The organism is Pedobacter sp. (assembly GCF_041662865.1).
Taxonomy (GTDB): domain Bacteria; phylum Bacteroidota; class Bacteroidia; order Sphingobacteriales; family Sphingobacteriaceae; genus Pedobacter.
Window position 1 is genome coordinate 19,924 of sequence record NZ_JBAZRL010000002.1, and the last position, 20,543, is coordinate 40,466.

At 33.3% G+C, this 20,543-nt stretch carries 22 protein-coding genes; 11 read left to right on the top strand and 11 right to left on the bottom strand.

The genetic code is table 11. From position 1 onward, the window contains the following. Positions 1–134 precede the first annotated feature (134 nt). From tig to WC622_RS00945, 4 genes are all read left to right on the top strand, one after another. Complete coding sequence (tig, locus tag WC622_RS00930) at positions 135–1,481, top strand: trigger factor (RefSeq protein WP_372816389.1); 1,347 nt, start codon at positions 135–137, stop codon at positions 1,479–1,481. A 354-nt stretch (positions 1,482–1,835) separates the two neighbouring features. Continuing rightward, positions 1,836–2,522, top strand: coding sequence for an ATP-dependent Clp endopeptidase proteolytic subunit ClpP (clpP, locus tag WC622_RS00935; RefSeq protein WP_372816390.1), 687 nt, complete (start codon positions 1,836–1,838; stop codon positions 2,520–2,522). Positions 2,523–2,610: 88 nt separating this feature from the next. Continuing rightward, positions 2,611–3,849 carry an ATP-dependent Clp protease ATP-binding subunit ClpX gene (clpX, locus tag WC622_RS00940; protein WP_372816392.1) on the top strand — a complete coding sequence of 413 codons (1,239 nt, stop codon included), beginning with the start codon at positions 2,611–2,613 and terminating at the stop codon, positions 3,847–3,849. Between the two features lie 120 nt (positions 3,850–3,969). Beyond that, positions 3,970–4,833, top strand: a complete 864-nt coding sequence (locus tag WC622_RS00945; protein WP_372816394.1) for an AMP nucleosidase — start codon at positions 3,970–3,972, stop codon at positions 4,831–4,833. A 32-nt stretch (positions 4,834–4,865) separates the two neighbouring features. Here the strand turns inward: WC622_RS00945 and WC622_RS00950 are convergent, their stop codons facing one another. The 7 genes from WC622_RS00950 to WC622_RS00980 are packed head-to-tail and all read right to left on the bottom strand — an operon-like array spanning position 4,866 to position 9,938. Next, the gene (locus tag WC622_RS00950; RefSeq protein ID WP_372816396.1) at positions 4,866–5,243 is read right to left on the bottom strand and encodes a hypothetical protein; all 378 of its coding nucleotides are present in this window, start codon (positions 5,241–5,243) and stop codon (positions 4,866–4,868) included. Further along, a complete protein-coding gene (locus WC622_RS00955; RefSeq protein WP_372816397.1) occupies positions 5,243–5,746 on the bottom strand; it encodes a MepB family protein in 504 nt (167 codons plus the stop codon). Before WC622_RS00955 ends, WC622_RS00950 begins: the two co-directional genes overlap by 1 nt. Then, positions 5,733–6,086, bottom strand: a complete 354-nt coding sequence (locus WC622_RS00960; protein WP_372816398.1) for a DHCW motif cupin fold protein — start codon at positions 6,084–6,086, stop codon at positions 5,733–5,735. The genes WC622_RS00955 and WC622_RS00960 overlap by 14 nt, the downstream gene beginning before the upstream one ends. A 32-nt stretch (positions 6,087–6,118) precedes the next feature. Then, entirely contained in the window at positions 6,119–6,619 is a 501-nt protein-coding gene (locus tag WC622_RS00965; protein WP_372816400.1) for a histidine phosphatase family protein, read from the bottom strand. Next, positions 6,612–7,646 (bottom strand): glycosyltransferase family 9 protein, encoded by a 1,035-nt coding sequence (locus tag WC622_RS00970; protein ID WP_372816402.1) that lies wholly within the window; start codon positions 7,644–7,646, stop codon positions 6,612–6,614. Before WC622_RS00970 ends, WC622_RS00965 begins: the two co-directional genes overlap by 8 nt. After that, positions 7,646–8,251 carry a DUF4254 domain-containing protein gene (locus tag WC622_RS00975; protein WP_372816403.1) on the bottom strand — a complete coding sequence of 202 codons (606 nt, stop codon included), beginning with the start codon at positions 8,249–8,251 and terminating at the stop codon, positions 7,646–7,648. Before WC622_RS00975 ends, WC622_RS00970 begins: the two co-directional genes overlap by 1 nt. 1 nt (position 8,252) lies before the next feature. Further along, on the bottom strand, positions 8,253–9,938 hold the full coding sequence (locus WC622_RS00980; protein ID WP_372816405.1) for a helix-hairpin-helix domain-containing protein: 1,686 nt from the start codon (positions 9,936–9,938) through the stop codon (positions 8,253–8,255). Positions 9,939–10,101: 163 nt separating this feature from the next. Between WC622_RS00980 and WC622_RS00985 the strand changes: the two genes are divergently transcribed. After that, the gene (locus WC622_RS00985; RefSeq protein WP_372816406.1) at positions 10,102–10,623 is read left to right on the top strand and encodes a hypothetical protein; all 522 of its coding nucleotides are present in this window, start codon (positions 10,102–10,104) and stop codon (positions 10,621–10,623) included. A gap of 1 nt (position 10,624) precedes the next feature. Here the strand turns inward: WC622_RS00985 and sppA are convergent, their stop codons facing one another. Beyond that, positions 10,625–12,388, bottom strand: coding sequence for a signal peptide peptidase SppA (gene sppA / locus WC622_RS00990; protein ID WP_372816408.1), 1,764 nt, complete (start codon positions 12,386–12,388; stop codon positions 10,625–10,627). A 124-nt stretch (positions 12,389–12,512) separates the two neighbouring features. Here sppA and folK point away from each other — a divergent pair, with 124 nt between their 5' ends. Together folK and WC622_RS01000 are read left to right on the top strand one after the other, a co-directional pair. After that, positions 12,513–13,007, top strand: a complete 495-nt coding sequence (gene folK, locus WC622_RS00995; protein WP_372816410.1) for a 2-amino-4-hydroxy-6-hydroxymethyldihydropteridine diphosphokinase — start codon at positions 12,513–12,515, stop codon at positions 13,005–13,007. Between the two features lie 17 nt (positions 13,008–13,024). After that, positions 13,025–13,402, top strand: a complete 378-nt coding sequence (locus WC622_RS01000) for an Hpt domain-containing protein (RefSeq protein WP_372816412.1) — start codon at positions 13,025–13,027, stop codon at positions 13,400–13,402. A 2-nt stretch (positions 13,403–13,404) separates the two neighbouring features. Here WC622_RS01000 and pssA read toward each other — a convergent pair whose 3' ends face one another. Both pssA and rho read right to left on the bottom strand, forming a co-directional pair. Then, positions 13,405–14,103 carry a CDP-diacylglycerol--serine O-phosphatidyltransferase gene (pssA, locus tag WC622_RS01005; RefSeq protein WP_372816414.1) on the bottom strand — a complete coding sequence of 233 codons (699 nt, stop codon included), beginning with the start codon at positions 14,101–14,103 and terminating at the stop codon, positions 13,405–13,407. A 90-nt stretch (positions 14,104–14,193) separates the two neighbouring features. Further along, positions 14,194–15,993, bottom strand: a complete 1,800-nt coding sequence (rho, locus tag WC622_RS01010) for a transcription termination factor Rho (protein ID WP_372816416.1) — start codon at positions 15,991–15,993, stop codon at positions 14,194–14,196. A 269-nt stretch (positions 15,994–16,262) separates the two neighbouring features. Here rho and pyrF point away from each other — a divergent pair, with 269 nt between their 5' ends. The 4 genes from pyrF (at position 16,263) to WC622_RS01030 (ending at position 19,626) form a co-directional block, all read left to right on the top strand. Continuing rightward, positions 16,263–17,093 (top strand): orotidine-5'-phosphate decarboxylase, encoded by an 831-nt coding sequence (pyrF, locus tag WC622_RS01015; RefSeq protein ID WP_372816418.1) that lies wholly within the window; start codon positions 16,263–16,265, stop codon positions 17,091–17,093. Next, positions 17,090–17,995, top strand: a complete 906-nt coding sequence (locus WC622_RS01020; RefSeq protein ID WP_372816420.1) for a DMT family transporter — start codon at positions 17,090–17,092, stop codon at positions 17,993–17,995. Before pyrF ends, WC622_RS01020 begins: the two co-directional genes overlap by 4 nt. 127 nt (positions 17,996–18,122) lie before the next feature. Further along, complete coding sequence (locus WC622_RS01025; RefSeq protein ID WP_372816422.1) at positions 18,123–19,397, top strand: DUF2851 family protein; 1,275 nt, start codon at positions 18,123–18,125, stop codon at positions 19,395–19,397. A gap of 7 nt (positions 19,398–19,404) precedes the next feature. Further along, complete coding sequence (locus tag WC622_RS01030; RefSeq protein WP_173268611.1) at positions 19,405–19,626, top strand: PspC domain-containing protein; 222 nt, start codon at positions 19,405–19,407, stop codon at positions 19,624–19,626. Between the two features lie 3 nt (positions 19,627–19,629). Here WC622_RS01030 and WC622_RS01035 read toward each other — a convergent pair whose 3' ends face one another. Beyond that, a complete protein-coding gene (locus tag WC622_RS01035) occupies positions 19,630–20,286 on the bottom strand; it encodes an ankyrin repeat domain-containing protein (RefSeq protein WP_372816425.1) in 657 nt (218 codons plus the stop codon). Between the last annotated feature and the right edge of the window lie 257 nt (positions 20,287–20,543).

The window sequence follows — 20,543 nt, forward strand, 5'->3', positions numbered from 1 at the left end:
AAACAAATGAAGCCGTTCCGATGTAAGTCAGAACGGTTTTAATTTTATAAAGACATTGATAAGAAATTAAATGTAAATCGATGTGTGTTTTGAGTTCAAATCTCAATCTCATATCTCCATACTCAAATTAAGAAATGAATATCACACAGGAAAAAGTTGACGATTTAAACGCAGTAGTAAAAATTACTATCGCACCTGAAGATTATAGTCCAAGAGTAGAAAAAGCACTTAAAGAGCAAGCAAAAAAAGCAAATCTACCTGGTTTTCGTAAAGGAATGGTTCCAGTTGCCCACATGAAAAGAATGTATGGCAAAAGCATTTTAGTTGAAGAAATCAACAATATGTTAAGCGAAAACTTATCTAAACACTTAACAGATAACAAAGTTGAAGTTTTAGGGCAACCTTTACCAGTAATGGATGACACCAAAGAATTTAAATGGGATAACACAGACGAATTTGAATTCAATTACGAATTAGGGTTAGCACCAAAGGTGGATGTTGAAATTACTTCGAAAGATAAATTCTTAGCATACAATGTAAAAGCAGATAACGAAACGTTAGAAGCTCGTATCAAAAACATCCGTAAAAGCTATGGCAAAATGACAAACCCTGAAGTTTCGGCAGAAGGAGATGTGCTTTATGCTGATTTGGCACAACTTTCTCCAGATGGAGCAATTTTTGAAGGCGGTATTACAAGCACAGGCTCTATTCGTTTAGATTTAGTAACTGATAAAAAGATTTTAAAATCGTTAGTAGGTTTAAAGAAAGATGATGTGTTGGAGTTAGACATCCAAAAAGCTTTTGATAACAATGAAACAGTAATTGCAAAATTGTTAAACATTGGCGAAGAGGATGCAAAAGATTTGAAATCGAAATTTCAAGTAACGGTTAAAAATGTTAATCGTTTAGAAGAATCAGATTTAAATCAAGAGTTCTTTGATAAAATATTTGGTGCAGGTTTAGTAACTGATGAAGCCGGTTTTAGAGCTAAAATTACTGAAGAAATTGAAAGCATGTTTAAGCAAGATGCAGATCGTAAATTACAAAACGATATTTATACGCAATTGACTGAACAAACTAAAATGCAATTGCCAGATGAATTTTTACGTAAATGGTTAAAAGCTACAAACGAAAAATTAACTGACGAAGAGTTAGAACAAGGTTATGCTGATTTTGCAAAGAACCTTAAATGGACTTTGATTGAAAACAAAATCATTACTGATAACGGAATTAAAATTGAGTATAAAGATGTTTTCGAAACTGCTAAACAACGTTTAGATGCACAGTTTAGAATGTACAGCCCACAACCAATGCCTGAAGATCAGTTAGCGCAATACACCACTACCTTCTTGCAAGAAAAAGAAAATGCTAATCGTATTTTTGATGAGGTTAAAGCGTTAAAAGTATTCGAATACATACAATCGGTAGCAACTTTAGACAAAAAAGACATTGATTATAACAAGTTTATAGCATTGAAATAATTTTCTAAGGCTTGTCATTCAGAACGTAGTGAAGAATTTCCAGATTAGATGCTTCGCAAGCTCAGCATGACAAACACTATTAAGATATCTTTTTAAGAGCAGCTTTTTTAGCTGCTCTTGCTTTATCTAATTGGCTGATTAATCAGTGTCAGTATACTCAAATGCTAGCTTTAAAAGAAGATTGCATATAACTGACCAATATTTGTTCATTTATTCGAAGATTTAAATAATTTAGCATTAACGATAATCGTTTTTAGTACACCAAATTAGATACATATAAAAAGAAATATTTCACCATATTATGAAACCATCGTAAGATAGCTTCATGACAATTAAAAAGAAATAATAAATATCATGAAAATAGATAAAGAAGAATTTAGAAAATACGCAGTTAAACATCATAGAATTAACGGATTAAATGTAGATCGTTATATTGGAGCAACTAACAATTCGCCAAAATCAATGACACCTTATATCATTGAAGAGCGTCAGTTAAATGTTGCACAAATGGACGTTTTCTCTCGTTTAATGATGGATCGCATCATCTTTTTAGGAGATGCAATTTATGATCAAAATGCAAATATCATTCAAGCTCAATTGTTGTTCTTACAATCAACTGATGCCAACCGTGATATTCAAATTTACATCAATTCGCCAGGTGGTTCGGTATATGCAGGTTTAGGTATTTATGATACCATGCAATACATCACACCAGATGTGGCAACAATTTGTACAGGTATGGCAGCATCAATGGGTGCAGTTTTATTGGTAGCAGGCGCAAAAGGAAAACGTGCTGCCTTAACACACTCAAGAGTAATGATACATCAACCATCTGGTGGCGCACAAGGTGTAGCTTCAGATATGGAGATTAACTTGAGAGAGATGTTAAAATTGAAAAAAGAATTATATGATATCATTTCAACTCATTCTGGACAAAATTACGAATGGGTAGAAAAGGCTTCAGATCGTGATTACTGGATGAAAGCTGACGAGGCTAAAAGTTTTGGTATGATTGATGAAGTGTTAGGATCGACGAAATAAAAATAGTTGCGGGTTGCGAGTTATAGGTTGAAGGTTTAGACTTGCAAACCCAAAACACGCAACATACAACTCACAACAAAAAAAGAAAATGGCTAAACAAAATAAAGAATCGCGTTGCTCTTTTTGTAACTCTCCGAAGCAAGAAACGTTAATGCTTATTGAGGGCTTAGATGCATACATTTGCGACAAATGTGTAACACAGGCTAATGTTTTATTAGCCCAAGAGCTAGGAAATAAAAAAGGTGGTTCATTTAATCAGTCATTTACTTTATTAAAGCCAGCAGAAATTAAAGCACACATTGATCAATATGTAATTGGCCAGGATGATGCTAAAAAAGTACTTTCTGTAGCAGTTTACAATCATTACAAACGTTTAAGTCAAAAAATTGATAAAGATGAAGTAGAGATTGAAAAATCTAACATCATGTTAGTTGGCGAAACCGGAACTGGAAAAACATTATTAGCTAAAACAATTGCTAAAATTCTTCACGTACCGTTTTGTATTGTAGATGCAACGGTTTTAACAGAAGCTGGTTATGTTGGAGAAGACGTAGAAAGTATTTTAACTCGTTTATTACAGGCGGCAGATTATGATGTAGCATCTGCAGAACGTGGTATTGTTTATATTGATGAGGTGGATAAAGTTGCCCGTAAGAGCGATAATCCATCCATTACTAGAGATGTATCTGGAGAAGGTGTGCAACAAGCGTTACTTAAGATTTTAGAAGGAACAATTGTAAACGTTCCACCGCAGGGCGGAAGAAAACATCCAGACCAGAAGATGATACCAGTAAACACGAACAATATTTTATTTATTTGTGGTGGTGCATTTGATGGAATTGAGCGTAAAATTGCAAACCGTTTGCGTACACAAGCTGTTGGTTATAAAGTTAAAAAGGATGATACGGAATTAGATTTAAAAAATCTGTACAAGTATATCACACCACAAGATTTAAAAGCTTTCGGTTTAATACCAGAGCTAATTGGTCGTGTACCTGTTTTAACACACCTTAACCCTTTAGATATACAAGCACTACGTAACATTTTAACAGAGCCTAAAAACTCACTAATGCGACAATACACCAAGTTATTTGAATATGAAAATGTAAATCTTCAATTTGATGATGATGTATTGGATTTCATTGTAAATAAAGCAATGGAATATAAACTAGGAGCGAGGGGATTGCGGTCAATTTGCGAAGCAATTATGTTGGATGCAATGTACGACACCCCATCTGATGAAAGTGTGAAAGAATTACACATTACGTTAGATTACGCCATAGAAAAATTTGAAAAGGCCGATTTTAAGAAGCTAAAAGCAGCATAAATTTAATCCTCTAGAAATCTAGGGGATTTTTTTTAACCCGTTGGTTTGTTAGTAGATAGTCCATTGACCATTAACCAAACTAATTTAATTTTGATATATTTATAAAAAGGAGTACAAAAGATGAACGAAGAAAAAGAAGTTAAACAAGATGCAAAAATTGTGGCGAAAGCTAAAAAAGTAAAAGAAGTAGAAACTCCCGTAAAATCAGGCTTAAAATCTAAAGAAGATATTGTTAAAAACTGGTTGCCACGTTATACAGGTAGACCCTTAGAAGATTTTGGTAAATATATTTTATTGACCAATTTCAGTAAATACTTAACCATGTTTTCTGAATGGAACGATAATGCCCCAATTATGGGCTTAGATAAGCCAATGCAAAGTTGTACAGCAAATGGAATTACCATTATTAACTTTGGTATGGGAAGTCCACTAGCAGCCACCATGATGGATTTATTAACTGCAATTACACCAAAAGCAGTTTTGTTTTTAGGAAAATGCGGTGGTTTAAAAAAGAAAAATCAATTAGGCGATTTAATTTTGCCAATTGCAGCCATTAGGGGCGAAGGAACGTCAAACGATTACTTACCTGCAGAAGTACCTGCATTACCATCTTTTGCTTTGCAGAAAGCGATTTCAACAACCATTAGAGATCATTCTAGGGATTATTGGACGGGAACATGCTATACCACTAACCGCAGAGTTTGGGAACATGATAAGGAATTTAAGAAATACTTAAAAACCTTACGTGCAATGGCCGTAGATATGGAAACCGCTACGATTTTCACTACAGGTTTTGCAAACAAAATCCCAACTGGTGCTTTGTTATTAGTTTCAGATCAACCGATGATACCAGAAGGTGTAAAAACTGCAGAAAGCGATAGTTCTGTAACGACTAACTATGTAGAAAGTCATCTTAAAATAGGAATTGATTCGCTAAAACAATTAATTAATGGTGGTTTAACGGTTAAACATTTGAAATTTTAAGAATAAGTCAATTAATTAATCATCACAGCTAGTTAATTGGCTTTTTTCTTTTTAGGTTTTGGAATTTTCCCAATCCGAGGATCATTTTTCTTGATCATCTCGCAGATTTTGATCGCTTGTTCTTCAAAGTAATCATCTGCAGAAGATAAGATTTGCCATCCAGTTTCTCCATCTCCCAATATAGGAATCGAGGTTATTGATGGCAAATCCTTTCTCAAACTTTCATGATGATCTTTACTTGTTGCAATCCATATCCCATTACTTTCTGGAGCTTGTGGCTTATCCCGCAAGGCCAATACAATTTTATGGTGCACATAAAGAGTTGACACACCAAACATAGATTTGACTTCTACCTCTAAAGGATATAGATAGTCGAGCACAAAATCGAATGGTATAGGTCTTTTTGACATCATTTTATTTTTATCAGATTTTTTATCTTTTCTAAGTTAATCTCAGAATCTGAGATTTCAATAAAATAATTTAGTTGCCATTGCTGTGTAGTTTGAGCTTGTTTGCTAGTAGTTATATCCCACGGGGGATAAACTCTAATTCCCCTTTTACCTTGCTTATTGCTATCAGAAATTATTCCTTTGTCTAATAAAATGAATTTCGGGAATATGAATTGCCCGAATAAATTTTGATTTTTTGCACTAATGATGATTAAATCAAAAACATCACTACTATTAAATGGCTCAGTTTGCCCATTACTATTTCTTTTCCAAATGGTAACAAACTGACCAATTTTAGTCGGAGTTATTTTTGCTGTTCGATGTAGAATTGATTTCCCATTTAATTTAAAGGAACACGCATCATATTCGATACTCTCTTTATCTATTTTTAAATCAAAAAAATCAAATTTACATGGATCATAAACTAAATTTTTTGCTAGAAATAAGCAATTAGGGATGTCCATCTAACTTCAAAAAATCACCATCGATAATTAACAATTTAACTCCGTTTTTCGATATAGAACGATGAGAACTTAAATCATCAGAAACAATATAGCTCATCCCTCTGGTTAAGAAAAACACTTCTCCATTTTCAAGTTCGCTATTAAATTCTCCTTCCAAGCAATGTACGATATGTCCTTTCTGACACCAATGATCTGCTAAATAACCCGAAGAATATTCAACTAAACGCATGCGGAGACCTTCAAATTGAATTGTTTGCCAGTATGAAATTCCAGTTTCTCCTTGATGTTCAGTTTTCTCAATTTTGCTCCAGTCTATGGATTGGAAAGGAATATTACTCATTTAATTGCTTGATTTAATGAATGAGGGTTATTTTAATCATCCAAACTCTTCGGATAATCGAACAACAAAACTTTTCCTGTATTTGCACTTATTTCTTCCCAATCATCAAATGGAAATTCTATAAGTACCACACTACACGTAGGCATGTTGTAAATATGTGCATTACTTAAATAATTGGCCAAATCTGTTAAACCCGGATTATGCCCAAATAAAGCAATCTGGTTCAATTCATCATCGAAATTAGAAATGACTGATAAAAGAGCTTTTACATTCGCTTCATAAATCTCGGATTCTTGCTGAATATCATCAGAAGAGATTTGCAAAGCCTCTGCAAAGTATTTAGCAGTAGTTAAGGCTCTTAATGCTGGGCTGCTTACTATTAATTCTGGAACAATTTGTTGTTTAATTAAGCGCTGTGCCATTTCCGGAGCATTGGCATGTCCTCTTTTATTTAAAGGGCGATCGAAATCATGTAAACTTGCATCGCCCCAATCAGATTTTGCATGTCGAACTATTAGTAATTGTTTAGCCATTTTCCACCCTTTCTTTTACTTTATTTACAACGCTTTCAGGACTAATTAAGTCTATACAAGGGTAAACACCACATAAGCAAGGTTTGTTTCCATAAATAGAATTTGGCCGATTGGGATGATCAATTTGAATGCAATTTGATAGCGACTGACCATAGCCCAAAAATCCAGCATACGGATGTGTTGGCCCCCAAATAGAAATTATTGGTACACCCATTAAAGACGCCATATGCATTCCGGCTGAATCCATGCTTAGCATTACATCAAGATTAGCAATAATATCAAGTTCTTCTCTTAATGTAAATTTACCAATTAAATTTTTAACATTTTTAAATTGATTTTTCCAGCCATTGGCGATTACTTTTTCTTCATTTCCACCGCCAAAAATAAAGATTTCATAACCTAAGTTATCTAATTGTTCGATAACTTCCCTCATTTTATCGTAGGGATAGACTTTATAAATATGTTGCGCAAAAGGTGAAATACCTATTCTTTTTACAGCTTTATTTATAAATAATTCTTCAGCAGTTGCTGGAATTTTTTTAACCAATCTAACTAATTGATGGCTCAATTTTAGGTTAAAGCCTAAAGCTCTAAAAACATCTGCATACCGTTCTACAGTTTGTTTTATGGGTTTTAAAATTTTATTTTCTGAGCGAGTTAATTCTCTTTTTTCATCTCTTCCTTTATCAATTCTTTCAATTTTATAAGCTGCTAAACGGAAAAAAGTGGAAAGTACTCTACTGCGTAAATTATCGTGTAAATCTGCTATTGCGGTTGCTTTGTATTTGCGTAATTCGCTATACAATTTATATAAACCTAAAATGCCCTTATGTGTTGTTTTCGGCTCAATGGCATGAAAGGTTAAGTTTTCTATTTCATCAAAAAAAGGTTTAAAAGCAGCACGACTAATCATGAACAACTCAACTTCTGGATTTTGAACTGAAAACTCCCGTAAAACAGATGCTACCATAGCAACATCGCCCATGGCAGAAAAACGTAAAATGATGATTTTACCTTTTAAGGGCATTATTTGGGGTTGTTGTAGAGTATAGGATTTAAACTAGGATCGTTATACATTTTCATTTGCTTGTACACTTTCATGTACTTTTTACCCGCTTCAATGTCAGCTAAAAGCTCATCAATACTAGTGGACAAATCGGTTCTTTGTGCCAATAAGGTAGTTAGTTTTTGTAAACATTGTTGGCGATGCTCTTCTGTTGCAGTAGGTCTTTCGGCCTCTTCTCGCATGTGATATATTTTAAGTGCCAAAATAGACAAACGATCTATTGCCCAAGCAGGGCTTTCGGTGTTTATTTTTGCATTAGGTAAAGGAGTTATGCTTTTATATAAATCCAAAAAATAGCCGTCAATAAATTCAACCATATCGGTACGGACCTGATTTTGTGCATCAATTCTTCTTTTCCAATTTAAACCTTCAACGGGGTCAATTTCTGGATTTCTAACTACATCTTCCATGTGCCATTGTGCGGTATCAATCCAGTTTTTTAAATAGAGTAGATGCGCCAAACTAGAAGTGTCATGTGGGCTAACGGCAATTTGATCTATATTATCGAACTTGTGATAATCAGTAATGGATTGGTTGAAAATTGTATTGGCTAATTCACTTATCATCTCACAAAGATATTTTTTTTTGATTAAAGTAGTTGGTAATCTCAGCTAAAGAAAAGGCATTTAAGCATTTTTCAGCAGTTAACCCACCTTTGCGAGCTACCATAACTCCAAATCGCATGTCATGAAAACCTTCTTTACGGTGCGCATCTGGATTAATAGAAAGTAAAACACCTTTTTCCAACGCATAGCGATGCCAGCGCCAATCCAAATCTAAACGTAATGGATTAGCATTAATTTCAATCACTACATTATTTGCAGCACAAGCGTCAATTACCTTTTTATAATCGATTTCATATCCTTTACGGCTCAATAATAATCTCCCAGTTGGATGGCCTAAAATAGTCGTGTACGGATTTTCTATGGCTTTAATTAATCGAGTAGTTGCTTTTTCTTCATCCATTCGTAAATTACTATGGACTGACGCTACTACAAAATCGAATGTTTTTAAAATATCATCACTATAATCTAAAGAACCATCGTTTAAAATATCGCTTTCAATTCCTTTAAAAATTTTAAAAGGAGCAAGTTTGATATTTAACTCCGCAATTTGTTGATGCTGAGCATAAACGCGTTGTTCATTTAATCCTTTGGCATAAAATGCAGATTTAGAATGGTCGCAAATACCTAAATATTCTAATTTTAAATCATCTTTGCAATACACTGCCATTTCTTCCAACGTATGCACACCATCACTCCAATCAGAGTGATTATGCAAGCTTCCATTTAAATCTGCATAGGTAATTAGATTTGGTAATAGATGTTTCTTAGCTAACTCAATTTCATCTAAACCCTCACGCAATTCTGGCTCAATGAAATCTAATCCAGCATTTGAGTAAATTTCCTCTTCGCTTTCAAATGGACCATTTCCCGCTAATGTTAAAACTTCATTTACATGATTTTTATTTCCAGTTAGCTTGAAATACTGAAGATAAAAATCAGATTTTTGTACAATTGACAAACTAATTTGCAAACCACTTTCTGTATAGGCGGTAAATATATTTCCTTGTGTATTTTTAAATTCTAGAAGTTCAAATGAATATATTTTTTCTACAAGACTAGCTACATCATCTGATCCAATAATAAATACAGCTTCCTCAATAATTTCTACACAACGCCTAAATTCTCCGGCAATGCCAATTAAAGGCAAAGTATCAACTTTATTTAACCAAAGAGATAATTCGGTTGATAATTGAGTTATAATTCCTTCTACATGTGCATAAAGCATTTTACCATTGGCTGCCATTCTAAACTCAATCTTTTGTTTAATTTCTTCTTGAGTTTTAAGTCCAAAACCTTTAGCTTCAATTAACCGGTTTTCGTTGCAAGCGTAATAAAGTTCACCGACATTTTCTATGTTCAGATCATGCCAAATTATCCCTACCTTTTTTGCTCCAATACCTTTTATGCTTAACATTTCTACCACGCCTGTTGGAATTTGTTGTAAACTATTTTCTAGTTCTTGGATAGATCCAGTTTCTAATAGTTCTATAATTTTTGCAGCTATGCTTTTGCCAATTCCATCAATTTTATCAATTTCTTCGAAAGGTTTTTTAGCAATTGGAAAAGGAAGTTTGTCTATTTTAAATGCTGCATTAGCTACAGATCTGATCTTAAAAGGATTTTCATCGTTCAACTCCATTAGTTGCGAAAAAAGCCTTAATGTACGTGAGATGGTTTTGTTTTCCATTGTTGTAAAATTATAAAACTAAAACCTTAAAATTAAATTTAACACAATAAGATAGTTATTTTGTTTTTTAAGGATGAAACTTAAATATCTCTTAATTCCTTGCCTAGCAGCTCTTTTTTCATGCAATTCAAATTCTAATTCGATTAAACTAAATGCTGATAGTTTGGAAGTCGATAGTGTAAAGGCAAAATTTTTGGTTACGCCTGGTAAATCTATTGGTCGAATTTATTTGGGGCAAAACGTAAATGAATTGGATAGTATTTTAGGTAAACCAGATGCTGGCGACGCAGCAATGGGAAAGGCATGGGGTATTTGGTATGGTAAAAAGAATACTAACTATGGAAGGAATGAAATTGCTGTTTATTCCTCTTATATTGATAGTACGATGATGGGGAAAGATGTAAAACAAATTAGAGTGAATTCAAGTAAATTCACAACAGTTACTGGTTTAAATACGGAGAATTCCCTCGCTAATTTTACTGAAAAATACGCTGACTTTAAGAAAATTGCTACGTATGTAAATGATGGAATAGGGGATACGATTTTATTGTATGATTCAAAAGACAATGGAATAGCGGTAGAATTTATTAGAGATATAAGTAGAGCAATTATCGTTCATAAAAAAGGTGAGACGGTTAACGAAACCTATCTCATCCTTTATCCCGAATGGAGAAAATTACAGTAAACTATTTTATTTTCACTTCATAATCCATTCTAGCTTGAACACCAGAATTTACAATTGCTTTTTGCATTTGCTTGAAGATAAGATAGTTTTCTCCTAATTCTTTTTTAGTATAATACACACTAATATTTTCTTTTGCACTAGATAAAAAACCTTTCAATGGGTCTATTTTTTCAGGATATTCTACTACTTTAAAATCTGATAATTTAGCTTTTTTAGCTGCTGCCTTTATAGCATCGTTAAAACTACCTAAGCGATCTGCTAATCCATTTTTCACAGCATCTGTTCCAATCCAAACATGACCGCCTCCTATGCTATCCACTTGTGCTTTTGTTTTTTTACGGCCATCTGCAACACGAGTGATAAAACTATCATAAACGTGATTAACATCAGTTTGAATAATAAAACGTTCGCCAGCAGTTAATGGACGATTTACGCTCATAATATCTGCATATTTGCCAGTTTTAACACCGTCAAAAGTAATTCCTAATTTATTATTTAATAGGTTTTGGAAGTTAGGAATGATACCAAACACACCAATTGAACCAGTAATAGTATTAGGCTGAACAAAAATACTATCAGCTGCACAACCAATGTAATATCCGCCAGAAGCAGCAACATCTCCAAAAGAAGCAATAACAGGTTTCACTTTTTTGCTTAGTACAACTTCTCTCCATATTACGTCAGAGGCTAATGCACTACCACCACCAGAATTTACACGTAAAACAATTGCTTTAATATCATCGTCTAAGCGAGCTTTTCTAATTGCTCTGGAAATACGTTCTGAACCAATTTGTTGATCTGAACCTTCGCCACCAACAATATCGCCATTGGCATAAATGACAGCTATTTTATTTTTACCTGAAGTTATTTCTGCTGGTAAATTGGTAATGTAATCGTTAATGCTAATCGTGTTTAAATTGCTTTTTTTGTCTTTACCAGTGATGTTTTTTAGCTCATTTAAAATCTCATCTTTATAACGCAAACCATCAACCATTTTATAAGACAAAGCATCTTTTGGTAGCTGTATTTTATAATCGTTGGCTAACATAAACAGACTATCTGTGCTGATGTGTCTAGTTTGTGAAATTCCTTCTAAAAAAGTTTGGTATAATCCACCTACATAAGCAGTTACTTGTTGACGGTTATAGTCGCTCATTTTGGTAGTGATAAAAGGTTCAACTGCACTTTTATAATTACCTACTCTAATAATTTGCGCTTCAATACCTAATTTGTCAAGTGCACCTTTAAAGAAAGTAAGTTCAGAACTGAAACCTTTAAATTCTAATGCGCCTTGAGGGTTTAAATAAACTTTATTCGCTGCTGAAGCTAAATAATAAGCGCCTTGACTATAAATTTCGCTATACGCAATGATTGGTTTTTTACTTTTCTTAAAATCAATTAGCGCATTTCTTACTTCAAGCATGGTAGCCATACCTGCATTTGGAGCACTTACATTGATATACACACATTCTATGTTATCATCTGTTTTTGCGGCTTTTAAAGCTTTGATTACATCATAAAAACCAATACTTTTTTGCTCACTTCCAACAAATTTGTCAATAATTGAATTTTCTGGAGTACGTTCCGTAATTGCCTGATCTAAATCTAAAAAGAGAACAGAATTATTTTTAACAACTATAGCTTTTTCTTCGCCTATTGAGGCTATAAAACCTATAATAATAAAGAAAAACAGTAAAGCTATAATGAATGTAGAAATTACAATTCCAACTACTGTTGCAAAAACATATTTAAAAAATTCTCTCATGTGCTAGGTAAATATTTAATTTGTAAAGATATAAAACAGATTGGGCATCTTATAGTAAATTTGCTGCCATTGGTAAATTATAAAAATTGATTTTTTAACAAAAAGTCACCAAAAAACAGCTAATATGCATTTAGATATAAATAGAACTTATTTGTTACTTGGTAGTAATTTAGGCGACCGTGAATTATATCTAGAAAGGGCTGTACAATTGATATCGGAGAAGGTTGGTATTGTAATTGCTAAATCTGCTGTTTACGAAACAGAACCTTGGGGTAATGCAAATCAACCAGGGTTTTTAAATTTAGCATTAGCAGTTGATACGCGATTATCACCTTTAGCATTGCTAGAGACAGTTCTGGACATTGAAAAAATGCTCGGGAGAATTAGACATGAGAAGTGGGGATCGAGAATAATTGATATCGATATTATTTTATATGGAGATGAAATTATTGCTGTTGATGATCAACTTCAAATTCCACATACTGAAATGCAAAATAGAAAATTTGTCTTAGAGCCTTTAGCAGAAATTGCACCGAATTTTATTCATCCCATTTTTGGGAAGACTATAACAGAAATATTAACTACTTTAACAGACACTTTAAAAGTTTCGAAAAGATAATTATTAGCCTTACTTAAATGATTGACTACCAAAAGAACGACCAACCCCTTAATTTATCTTATTTAAGAGATATGTCTGGCGATAGTGCAGACTTTATGATTGAAATGTTAGATGTTTTTAAAAAGCAAACGCCTCTTTATTTGGCAGATTTAGAAAAAGCGATTGAAGCTGAAGATTGGAAAACAACATCAGAATGTGCGCATAAAATGAAACCTACTTTTTATTATGTAGGTAGGGAAGATGTGAGAGATCATATTCAAGAAATTGAACGCAATGCTCGTGAGTTAAAAGAAATAGAAAATATCCCAACTGCTTTTCAGGAAGTGAAAGATTTTATGGTTGTTTTATACAAACAGCTAGATGACGCCAAAGTAGAGTTACAAAAACAACTTTAATCTTATCCTTTTTTTAGATTTTTTGAGCTCTCATTCTTAAAATGTAGAACAGATAATGCTATATAAAGTACTAATACAAATGGTACTGCAACAAACTGTAAAAAAGCAATAAGTATTACTGATAGAATAAGGAAAATAAACTTGAATTTATTTTTCGACCATGCCATATTGCTAAACTTCAGCGAAAATATTCTGATCTCACTTACCAATAAAAAGCTAGTGATTGCAACAATTGCTAACAGTAAAATTGAAGAACCAATAACTGTAGAATAATCTTTTGCAATAAAAGGTAGGGAAACGATAAACAAAGTGTTCATTGGGGTGTTTAACCCAATAAATTCTTCCGTTTGTCTTTCGTCAATATTAAATTTAGCTAAACGTAGAGCAGAAAAAACAGTAATGATGAAACCCAAATAAGGTAAATATTCAGAACTGTAATCACTGGTTTTTAGGAGTTGAAACATTACTACTCCTGGCAAAAAGCCAAAGCTAACCATGTCCGCAAGTGAATCTAATTCTTTTCCAATAGCTGATTTTACATTAAGTAAGCGAGCAACCATTCCATCGAAAAAATCAAAAATACCAGAAAGTAAAACGAAATAGGCGGCAATTTCTAATTCACCTCTAAAAGCGAAAACAATCCCTACACAACCAGAAAATAGGTTGGCACAGGTAATGGCATTAGGAATGTGTTTTTTCATTAGAGTTGTTATGTTAAAAAGTTAGAAGGTTCGAATGTTGTCGGATGCATATTAACCTTTCAACTTTTAACCTTCCAACCTTTCAATTTCTTATCCGTTCATTCCCAGTAAAAATTCTTCGTTAGTTTTTGTGCCTTTTATTTGTGCTTGCACCAATTCCATTGCTTCTTGAGAATTCATATCTGCCAAGTGATTACGCAACACCCAAATACGTTGTAAATTTTCTCTATCCAATAATAAATCTTCTCTACGAGTACTTGATGCAGTGATATCGATAGCAGGGAAAATACGTTTATTGGATAATTTACGATCTAACTGAAGTTCCATATTACCAGTACCTTTAAATTCTTCGAAAATTACCTCATCCATTTTAGAACCCGTATCAGTTAAAGCAGTCGCTAAAATAGTTAATGAACCTCCTTTTTCGATATTACGAGCAGCACCGAAGAAACGTTTTGGTTTATGCAATGCATTGGCATCTACACCACCAGATAGTATTTTACCAGATGCAGGTGCAGTTGTATTATACGCTCTAGCTAAACGAGTAATCGAATCTAAAAGGATAACCACATCATGACCACATTCTACCAAACGCTTAGATTTCTCTAACACAATATTGGCAATTTTTACGTGGCGTTCTGCTGGCTCATCAAAAGTAGAAGCAATAACCTCAGCTCTTACACTACGAGCCATATCGGTAACCTCTTCAGGGCGTTCATCAATTAATAAAATAATTAAATAAACTTCTGGATGGTTTTTAGCAATCGCATTAGCAACTTCTTTTAATAAATTTGTTTTACCAGTTTTCGGCTGTGCTACAATTAAACCACGTTGACCTTTACCAATTGGGGTAAACAAATCCATGATGCGGGTAGAATAATTAGATGCATCTGTAAATAAGTTTAATTTCTCTGTAGGGAAAAGTGGGGTTAAATAATCAAATGGAACACGATCACGCACATCGGCAGGGATGCGACCATTAATACTTACTACTTTTACCAATGGGAAATACTTTTCACCTTCTTTTGGCGGGCGAATGCTTCCATTAACGGTATCACCGGTTTTTAAACCAAATAGTTTAATCTGCGATTGCGATACATAAATATCATCTGGTGAGGATAGATAATTGTAATCTGCTGAACGTAAAAAGCCATAACCATCTGGCATTATTTCTAAAACACCTTCGTTAGTAATGGTGTTGTCAAAATCAAGATTAGAATAACTTGTTTCGTTTTGTTTATGACTTCCGCCGTTTTGATTAGGGTTATTTTGCCCTTTTTGCGGACGGTTATTATTATCTTCTCTAGGCGCTCTTTCCTCTCTAGCTGGTTTTTCTTCACCAACTGCAACTTCTTTAACAGGTCTTGCTTCTCTTGGCAATCTGTCTTTTTTATTTTGTTGATTAGGGTTAGCCTGAACTGGTTTATTTGCTTGATTTTGCAACTTCTCTGCAATGGTTTCTAAACGTTCCGGATCATTCACAAAATCTGGAGGTAAAGTTACCACTGGAGGTTCAACTTCAGCCACCTCAATTTCTGGTTCAGCTTCAGGTTTACGCGTTTGAGGTTCATCAAATAATGTTATCCTTTCGCGTTCTGGCTGTGGCTGAGTGTTTTTGTCATCTTTAGAGATACGAGCTCTCTTTTTTGCCAATGGTTTATCAGAAGCAGCAACGGTTTCTTTAACCACTTTAGGTTTAGCAGCAGCTACCATTGGTCTTGCAGTTTCTGTTGCAACCTCAGTAGAAGTGCTTTTACTTGCCTGTTGCTGTAAAATTTGTTCAATTAGGTCAGTTTTGCGCAAATCGTCTGCGTTATTTATACCTTGATTTTTTGCTAACTCACGTAATTCTGCAGTAAGCTTTTCAGTTAATTCTGTTTTATTAAACATTTATATGTGTTTGTCGAGAAATTTAAATTGGGTTTATCAAAAGAATATTACGGAAAAATGTCTTTAAAACATTTATAGAACAATATTGGTTGAGATTTTTCTGGGATATTCAGATAAACATTCGGGAATTATGGCACAATTGTATGTATTTGAAAATTAATAACCAACTAAAATTGAAAATTGTTTAAAAAAAGTTTTGTTTGTGCAAATATTCTAATCCTAAAAATCGCTAAAAATTGACATCTTTGTGCATCAATTCTCCCATTAAAATGAACAAGGAACAGCTTTTTGAGCAGATACAACAGAAAAAATCTTTTTTATGTATTGGTCTAGATCCAGTGCTAGATAAATTACCAAAACATTTGTTAAAGTACAATGATCCAATTTTAGAGTTTAACAAACAGTTAATTGATGCTACGCATGATTTGTGTGTTGCTTATAAACCTAATACCGCATTTTACGAAAGTAGGGGAGTTAAGGGCTGGGAAACGTTGGTAAATACGTGGAAACACTTTCCAAAGGATGTTTTTACGATTGCAGATGCTAAACGCGGAGATATTGGAAATACATCTGCTATGTATGCCGAAGCTTTTTTTAATGAAGAGAGTTCACAAATGAGCTTCGATTCCATTACGGTAGCACCGTACATGGGTAAAGATTCTGTTTCTCCTTTTTTAGATCATCCAAATAAATGGGTAATCCTTTTGGCATTAACATCAAATACAGGTAGTCAAGATTTTCAAATTAAACAAAGCGACGATCAGAAATTATACGAACAAGTAATTACCACTTCGCAAAAATGGGCGACTAGCGAACAAATGATGTATGTTGTTGGCGCTACAAAACCTGAAGAATTTCAGAATATCCGTCGATTGGCGCCTAACCACTTTTTATTAGTTCCAGGAATTGGCGCACAAGGTGGAAGTTTGTCAGCTGTTTGCCAAAATGGGTTAAACTCACAATGTGGATTGTTAGTTAATTCGGCCAGAAATATAATATATGCTAGCAATGGTTTAGATTTTGCCGAAAAAGCAAGAGAAGAAGCTTTGGCTTTACAACAAGAAATGGAACAAATTTTAATAGCGGCTAAATTGATATGAAATCGAAGCCAGATTTCAAGTTAATTGCAGCTTTACTTGCCGTAGCAATTGTTTGGGGTACAACGTATTTGGGTATCCGCATTGCTGTGCAAACTATACCACCTTGGTTTGTAACTGCCATGCGTCAAACCATTGCATCTCTTATTTTATTAATCGTTTTACTTCGCAAGCAAGAATTAAAATGGATTGGCTGGCCTGCGTTTAGACGGCAAATGCTACTTTCTATTTTAATGATTGTAATTGCTAATGGAATGACAACTGTAGCCGAACAAAGTATACCAAGCGGCTTAACATCATTGCTAAATGCATTATCACCAATTATTGTTTTTATTGGTAGTGTACTAATAGGATTACAAAAGCCAAGTTTAAAGGGCTTTATTGGTGTAACTATTGGATTCTTAGGAGTTGCCTTTATTTTTAGAGATGGATTGAGTGATTTGCTAGATCCCAATTATAAAACAGGAATTCTATTTTTGGCTATTGCTATTTTGGGCTGGGCAAGTGGAACGATTTATACTAAAAAATACACGCATAAAACTTCAAATATATTTCTCGATTTATTTTATCAATTTGTCTTCTCTGCAGTTATTCAACTCATTTTAGCGCTACTATTTTCAGAAAAAATACAACCAAGTTCATGGAGCATGGAAAGTCTTTCTGCAGTAGTTTATTTAGGCTTATTTGGTTCAGTTATTGGTTATTTCTGTTATAATTATGCGCTTAAAAAAGTAACAGCAACAGAGGTTTCTATACTTTCCTATTTTAATACCATTATCGCCATATTTTTGGGTTGGCTTGTTTTAGATGAAGTAATTACATTCGATTTACTCATTGCAACTGCACTTATTATCACTGGAGTTTTTATTACTAATTACAAGAAAAGGCAAGAAGGAGCAGTGTAGACTATCTCAAAAAGTAATTTTATTAATTAATAGTAAATTTTAATTTCTTATAAATTTATTCCTCATATCTACTAGTTAAATTTTGCAATAAAGTATCCCGAATGCATTTTATTGTATAAATTCAGTCATGAACTTTCCTGAAGAATTTTTGCATTTCATTTGGCAATTTAGATTATACGGTGCCCAAAAACTACACACTACAGATGGTGAAGCTATTGAAATTATACAGCAGGGTATTTTAAATAAAAATGCAGGGCCAGATTTCAATAATGTCAAGCTAAAAATAAATGACACCACATGGGTTGGTAATGTAGAAATTCATATTAAATCATCAGATTGGTTAGTACATAAACATGAACTTGATAGTGCTTATGAAAATGTAATTCTACATGTGGTTTATGAAGATGATACACCTGTTTATCGAAAAGATGGGACTTTATTGCCTGTTCTTTTGCTAAAAGGGCTTTTTCCATCCCATCTGTTAAATAATTACGAACAATTAATTTCTTCAACCAATAATTTTCCATGCGAAAAACAAATTCACGAAGTAGACGAATTTCAAGTCAATGGATTTCTATCTCGTGTTTTGGTGGAACGTTTAGAGCAAAAATCTGCAGAAGTTAAAGAGAAATTACGTGTTTTAAAAGGTGATTGGGACGAAACATTTTATCATTTTATGGCCAAGAACTTTGGATTTAAATTAAATGCTATTCCAATGGAAATGTTGGCTCAATCCTTACCTCAACATTTATTCGCTAAACACAAAGACAATCCTTTACAAATTGAAGCTTTAATTTTTGGTCAGGCTGGTTTTTTAAACCAAAGTTTAGAAGATGAATATCCACAGCAGCTCAAAAGAGAGTATCAATTTTTGCAAAAGAAATATAACCTTATATCCATAGATATTTCGCTTTGGAAGTTTATGCGAACAAGACCACAGAACTTTCCAACCTTAAGGTTAGCTCAATTTGCAGCACTTATTGTAAATTCTAATCATTTGTTCTCTAAAATTTTGCTGATTAAAAATCATCGAGATTTACAACAAATCTTCGAAAACCTACCTGTTCATTCATTTTGGAAAACACATTACCACTTTAATAAACAAACTGAAGATGTTGGAGTACAATTAGGCCAAAAATCAATTCATAATATCCTTATTAATACGTTGAGTTTGTTTCTTTTTACTTACGGGAAAATAATGGATCAATATAAATTGATTAACAGGTCATTTGCATTATTAGAAAATTTATCTGCAGAAAATAATGTAATTATAAAACAATATGTGTCCGCAGGAGTTAATATTAAAAATGCATTTAACTCACAAGCAATATTACAATTGAAAAAATCATACTGTAATCAAAAAAAATGCTTAAATTGTGTTATTGGAATTAAAATTTTATAACAATAAAATGTTTCAACGTATTGTTACCTTTTTCGAACAACAGAGCTTTGGAGTTTCTACTTATTTGGCAAATAAGTTTAACATGAGCACAAGTAAGGTGCGTTTATTCTTTATTTATTCGTCTTTTTTAGCTGTAGGATTTCCAATTCTGTTTTACATTTTGGCCGCCATAGTTTTAGATATTAGAAACTATATGAAAAAAGTAAGGTTAAGAGTTTGGGATATTTAAGGATTAGTCCTCAGGCATTAAAATTTCAGCAATTTCATGAAATCCTTTCTCCTCAGCTAAATCGGCTGGTAATTTTCCGCCTTCCATGCGTAAAGAAACTTCTGCGCCATGTTCTAACAATAAGATAATTAGCTCAATATTGCCTAATTGAGCTGCAGAATGTAAAGGTGCAACACCTGATTTTTGACATACATTTGGATAAGCTCCTGCATTTAATAACATTTTCGCAATGTTAAAATTATTCGCAGCTACCGCAGAATGAATTGGGAAAACGTTAAAGCCATTTTTACTAGGAACATTTACTTCAGCACCTTTTAAAACCAAAAAGCGAGCAATATCTTCGTGGCCAAAATAACAAGCTAATCCCAAGGGTGTAAACCCATCTGCAGAATGTGAGTTTATGCTTTGAGGGTCTTTGAAAATTAACAACGTAACCTCATCAAATTTCCCTAATGCACATGCCTCAAACAAGTTTAATTCTTGAACAAATTCTGCAATTACATTCGCTATTTCTTGTTTTTTATAATAACAAGCCAACAAAACTGGAGATATATGATGAGAAGTAGTTTTAGATGCCAACTCTGGCTTTTGCGTAAGCAGGGCAGTAACTTCTTCTATTTGATCATTTTCTATAAGCGTTTCGAGATGCGTAATATCCATTTTAAGGTAGCTTTAAAACTAATAGGTTAAATTAACAAAAATAAATTGAGATTTTAAGACGAAAAAAATCCTGCTCAATAAAATCAAGCAGGATTAACCTAAAACAAAACTATTCAAACCGATATTATTCAGCTTTTAATTAAGACAGTTCTTTTTAAGGAAAGTTTAATATTGCTATATAAATTTTAAAAAGGGCTTTTGGCAATTCAAAATAATTTGTTTAAATCGTATTCGTTTTATACATCACAAACAAGTAT

Coding starts and splice junctions, on each gene's coding strand:
- clpX (WP_372816392.1), top strand. CDS start 2,611: ATGGCTAAACAAAATAAAGAATCGCGTTGCTCTTTTTGTAACTCTCCG.
- folK (WP_372816410.1), top strand. CDS start 12,513: ATGCATTTAGATATAAATAGAACTTATTTGTTACTTGGTAGTAATTTA.
- WC622_RS00970 (WP_372816402.1), bottom strand. CDS start 7,646: ATGCCCTTAAAAGGTAAAATCATCATTTTACGTTTTTCTGCCATGGGC.
- WC622_RS00955 (WP_372816397.1), bottom strand. CDS start 5,746: ATGGACATCCCTAATTGCTTATTTCTAGCAAAAAATTTAGTTTATGAT.
- pssA (WP_372816414.1), bottom strand. CDS start 14,103: ATGAAAAAACACATTCCTAATGCCATTACCTGTGCCAACCTATTTTCT.
- WC622_RS00980 (WP_372816405.1), bottom strand. CDS start 9,938: ATGGAAAACAAAACCATCTCACGTACATTAAGGCTTTTTTCGCAACTA.
- tig (WP_372816389.1), top strand. CDS start 135: ATGAATATCACACAGGAAAAAGTTGACGATTTAAACGCAGTAGTAAAA.
- WC622_RS01020 (WP_372816420.1), top strand. CDS start 17,090: ATGAAATCGAAGCCAGATTTCAAGTTAATTGCAGCTTTACTTGCCGTA.
- WC622_RS00950 (WP_372816396.1), bottom strand. CDS start 5,243: ATGTCAAAAAGACCTATACCATTCGATTTTGTGCTCGACTATCTATAT.
- WC622_RS01025 (WP_372816422.1), top strand. CDS start 18,123: ATGAACTTTCCTGAAGAATTTTTGCATTTCATTTGGCAATTTAGATTA.
- WC622_RS00975 (WP_372816403.1), bottom strand. CDS start 8,251: ATGATAAGTGAATTAGCCAATACAATTTTCAACCAATCCATTACTGAT.
- WC622_RS00960 (WP_372816398.1), bottom strand. CDS start 6,086: ATGAGTAATATTCCTTTCCAATCCATAGACTGGAGCAAAATTGAGAAA.
- WC622_RS00965 (WP_372816400.1), bottom strand. CDS start 6,619: ATGGCTAAACAATTACTAATAGTTCGACATGCAAAATCTGATTGGGGC.
- pyrF (WP_372816418.1), top strand. CDS start 16,263: ATGAACAAGGAACAGCTTTTTGAGCAGATACAACAGAAAAAATCTTTT.
- WC622_RS01030 (WP_173268611.1), top strand. CDS start 19,405: ATGTTTCAACGTATTGTTACCTTTTTCGAACAACAGAGCTTTGGAGTT.
- WC622_RS01035 (WP_372816425.1), bottom strand. CDS start 20,286: ATGGATATTACGCATCTCGAAACGCTTATAGAAAATGATCAAATAGAA.
- WC622_RS00945 (WP_372816394.1), top strand. CDS start 3,970: ATGAACGAAGAAAAAGAAGTTAAACAAGATGCAAAAATTGTGGCGAAA.
- WC622_RS01000 (WP_372816412.1), top strand. CDS start 13,025: ATGATTGACTACCAAAAGAACGACCAACCCCTTAATTTATCTTATTTA.
- rho (WP_372816416.1), bottom strand. CDS start 15,993: ATGTTTAATAAAACAGAATTAACTGAAAAGCTTACTGCAGAATTACGT.
- sppA (WP_372816408.1), bottom strand. CDS start 12,388: ATGAGAGAATTTTTTAAATATGTTTTTGCAACAGTAGTTGGAATTGTA.
- clpP (WP_372816390.1), top strand. CDS start 1,836: ATGAAAATAGATAAAGAAGAATTTAGAAAATACGCAGTTAAACATCAT.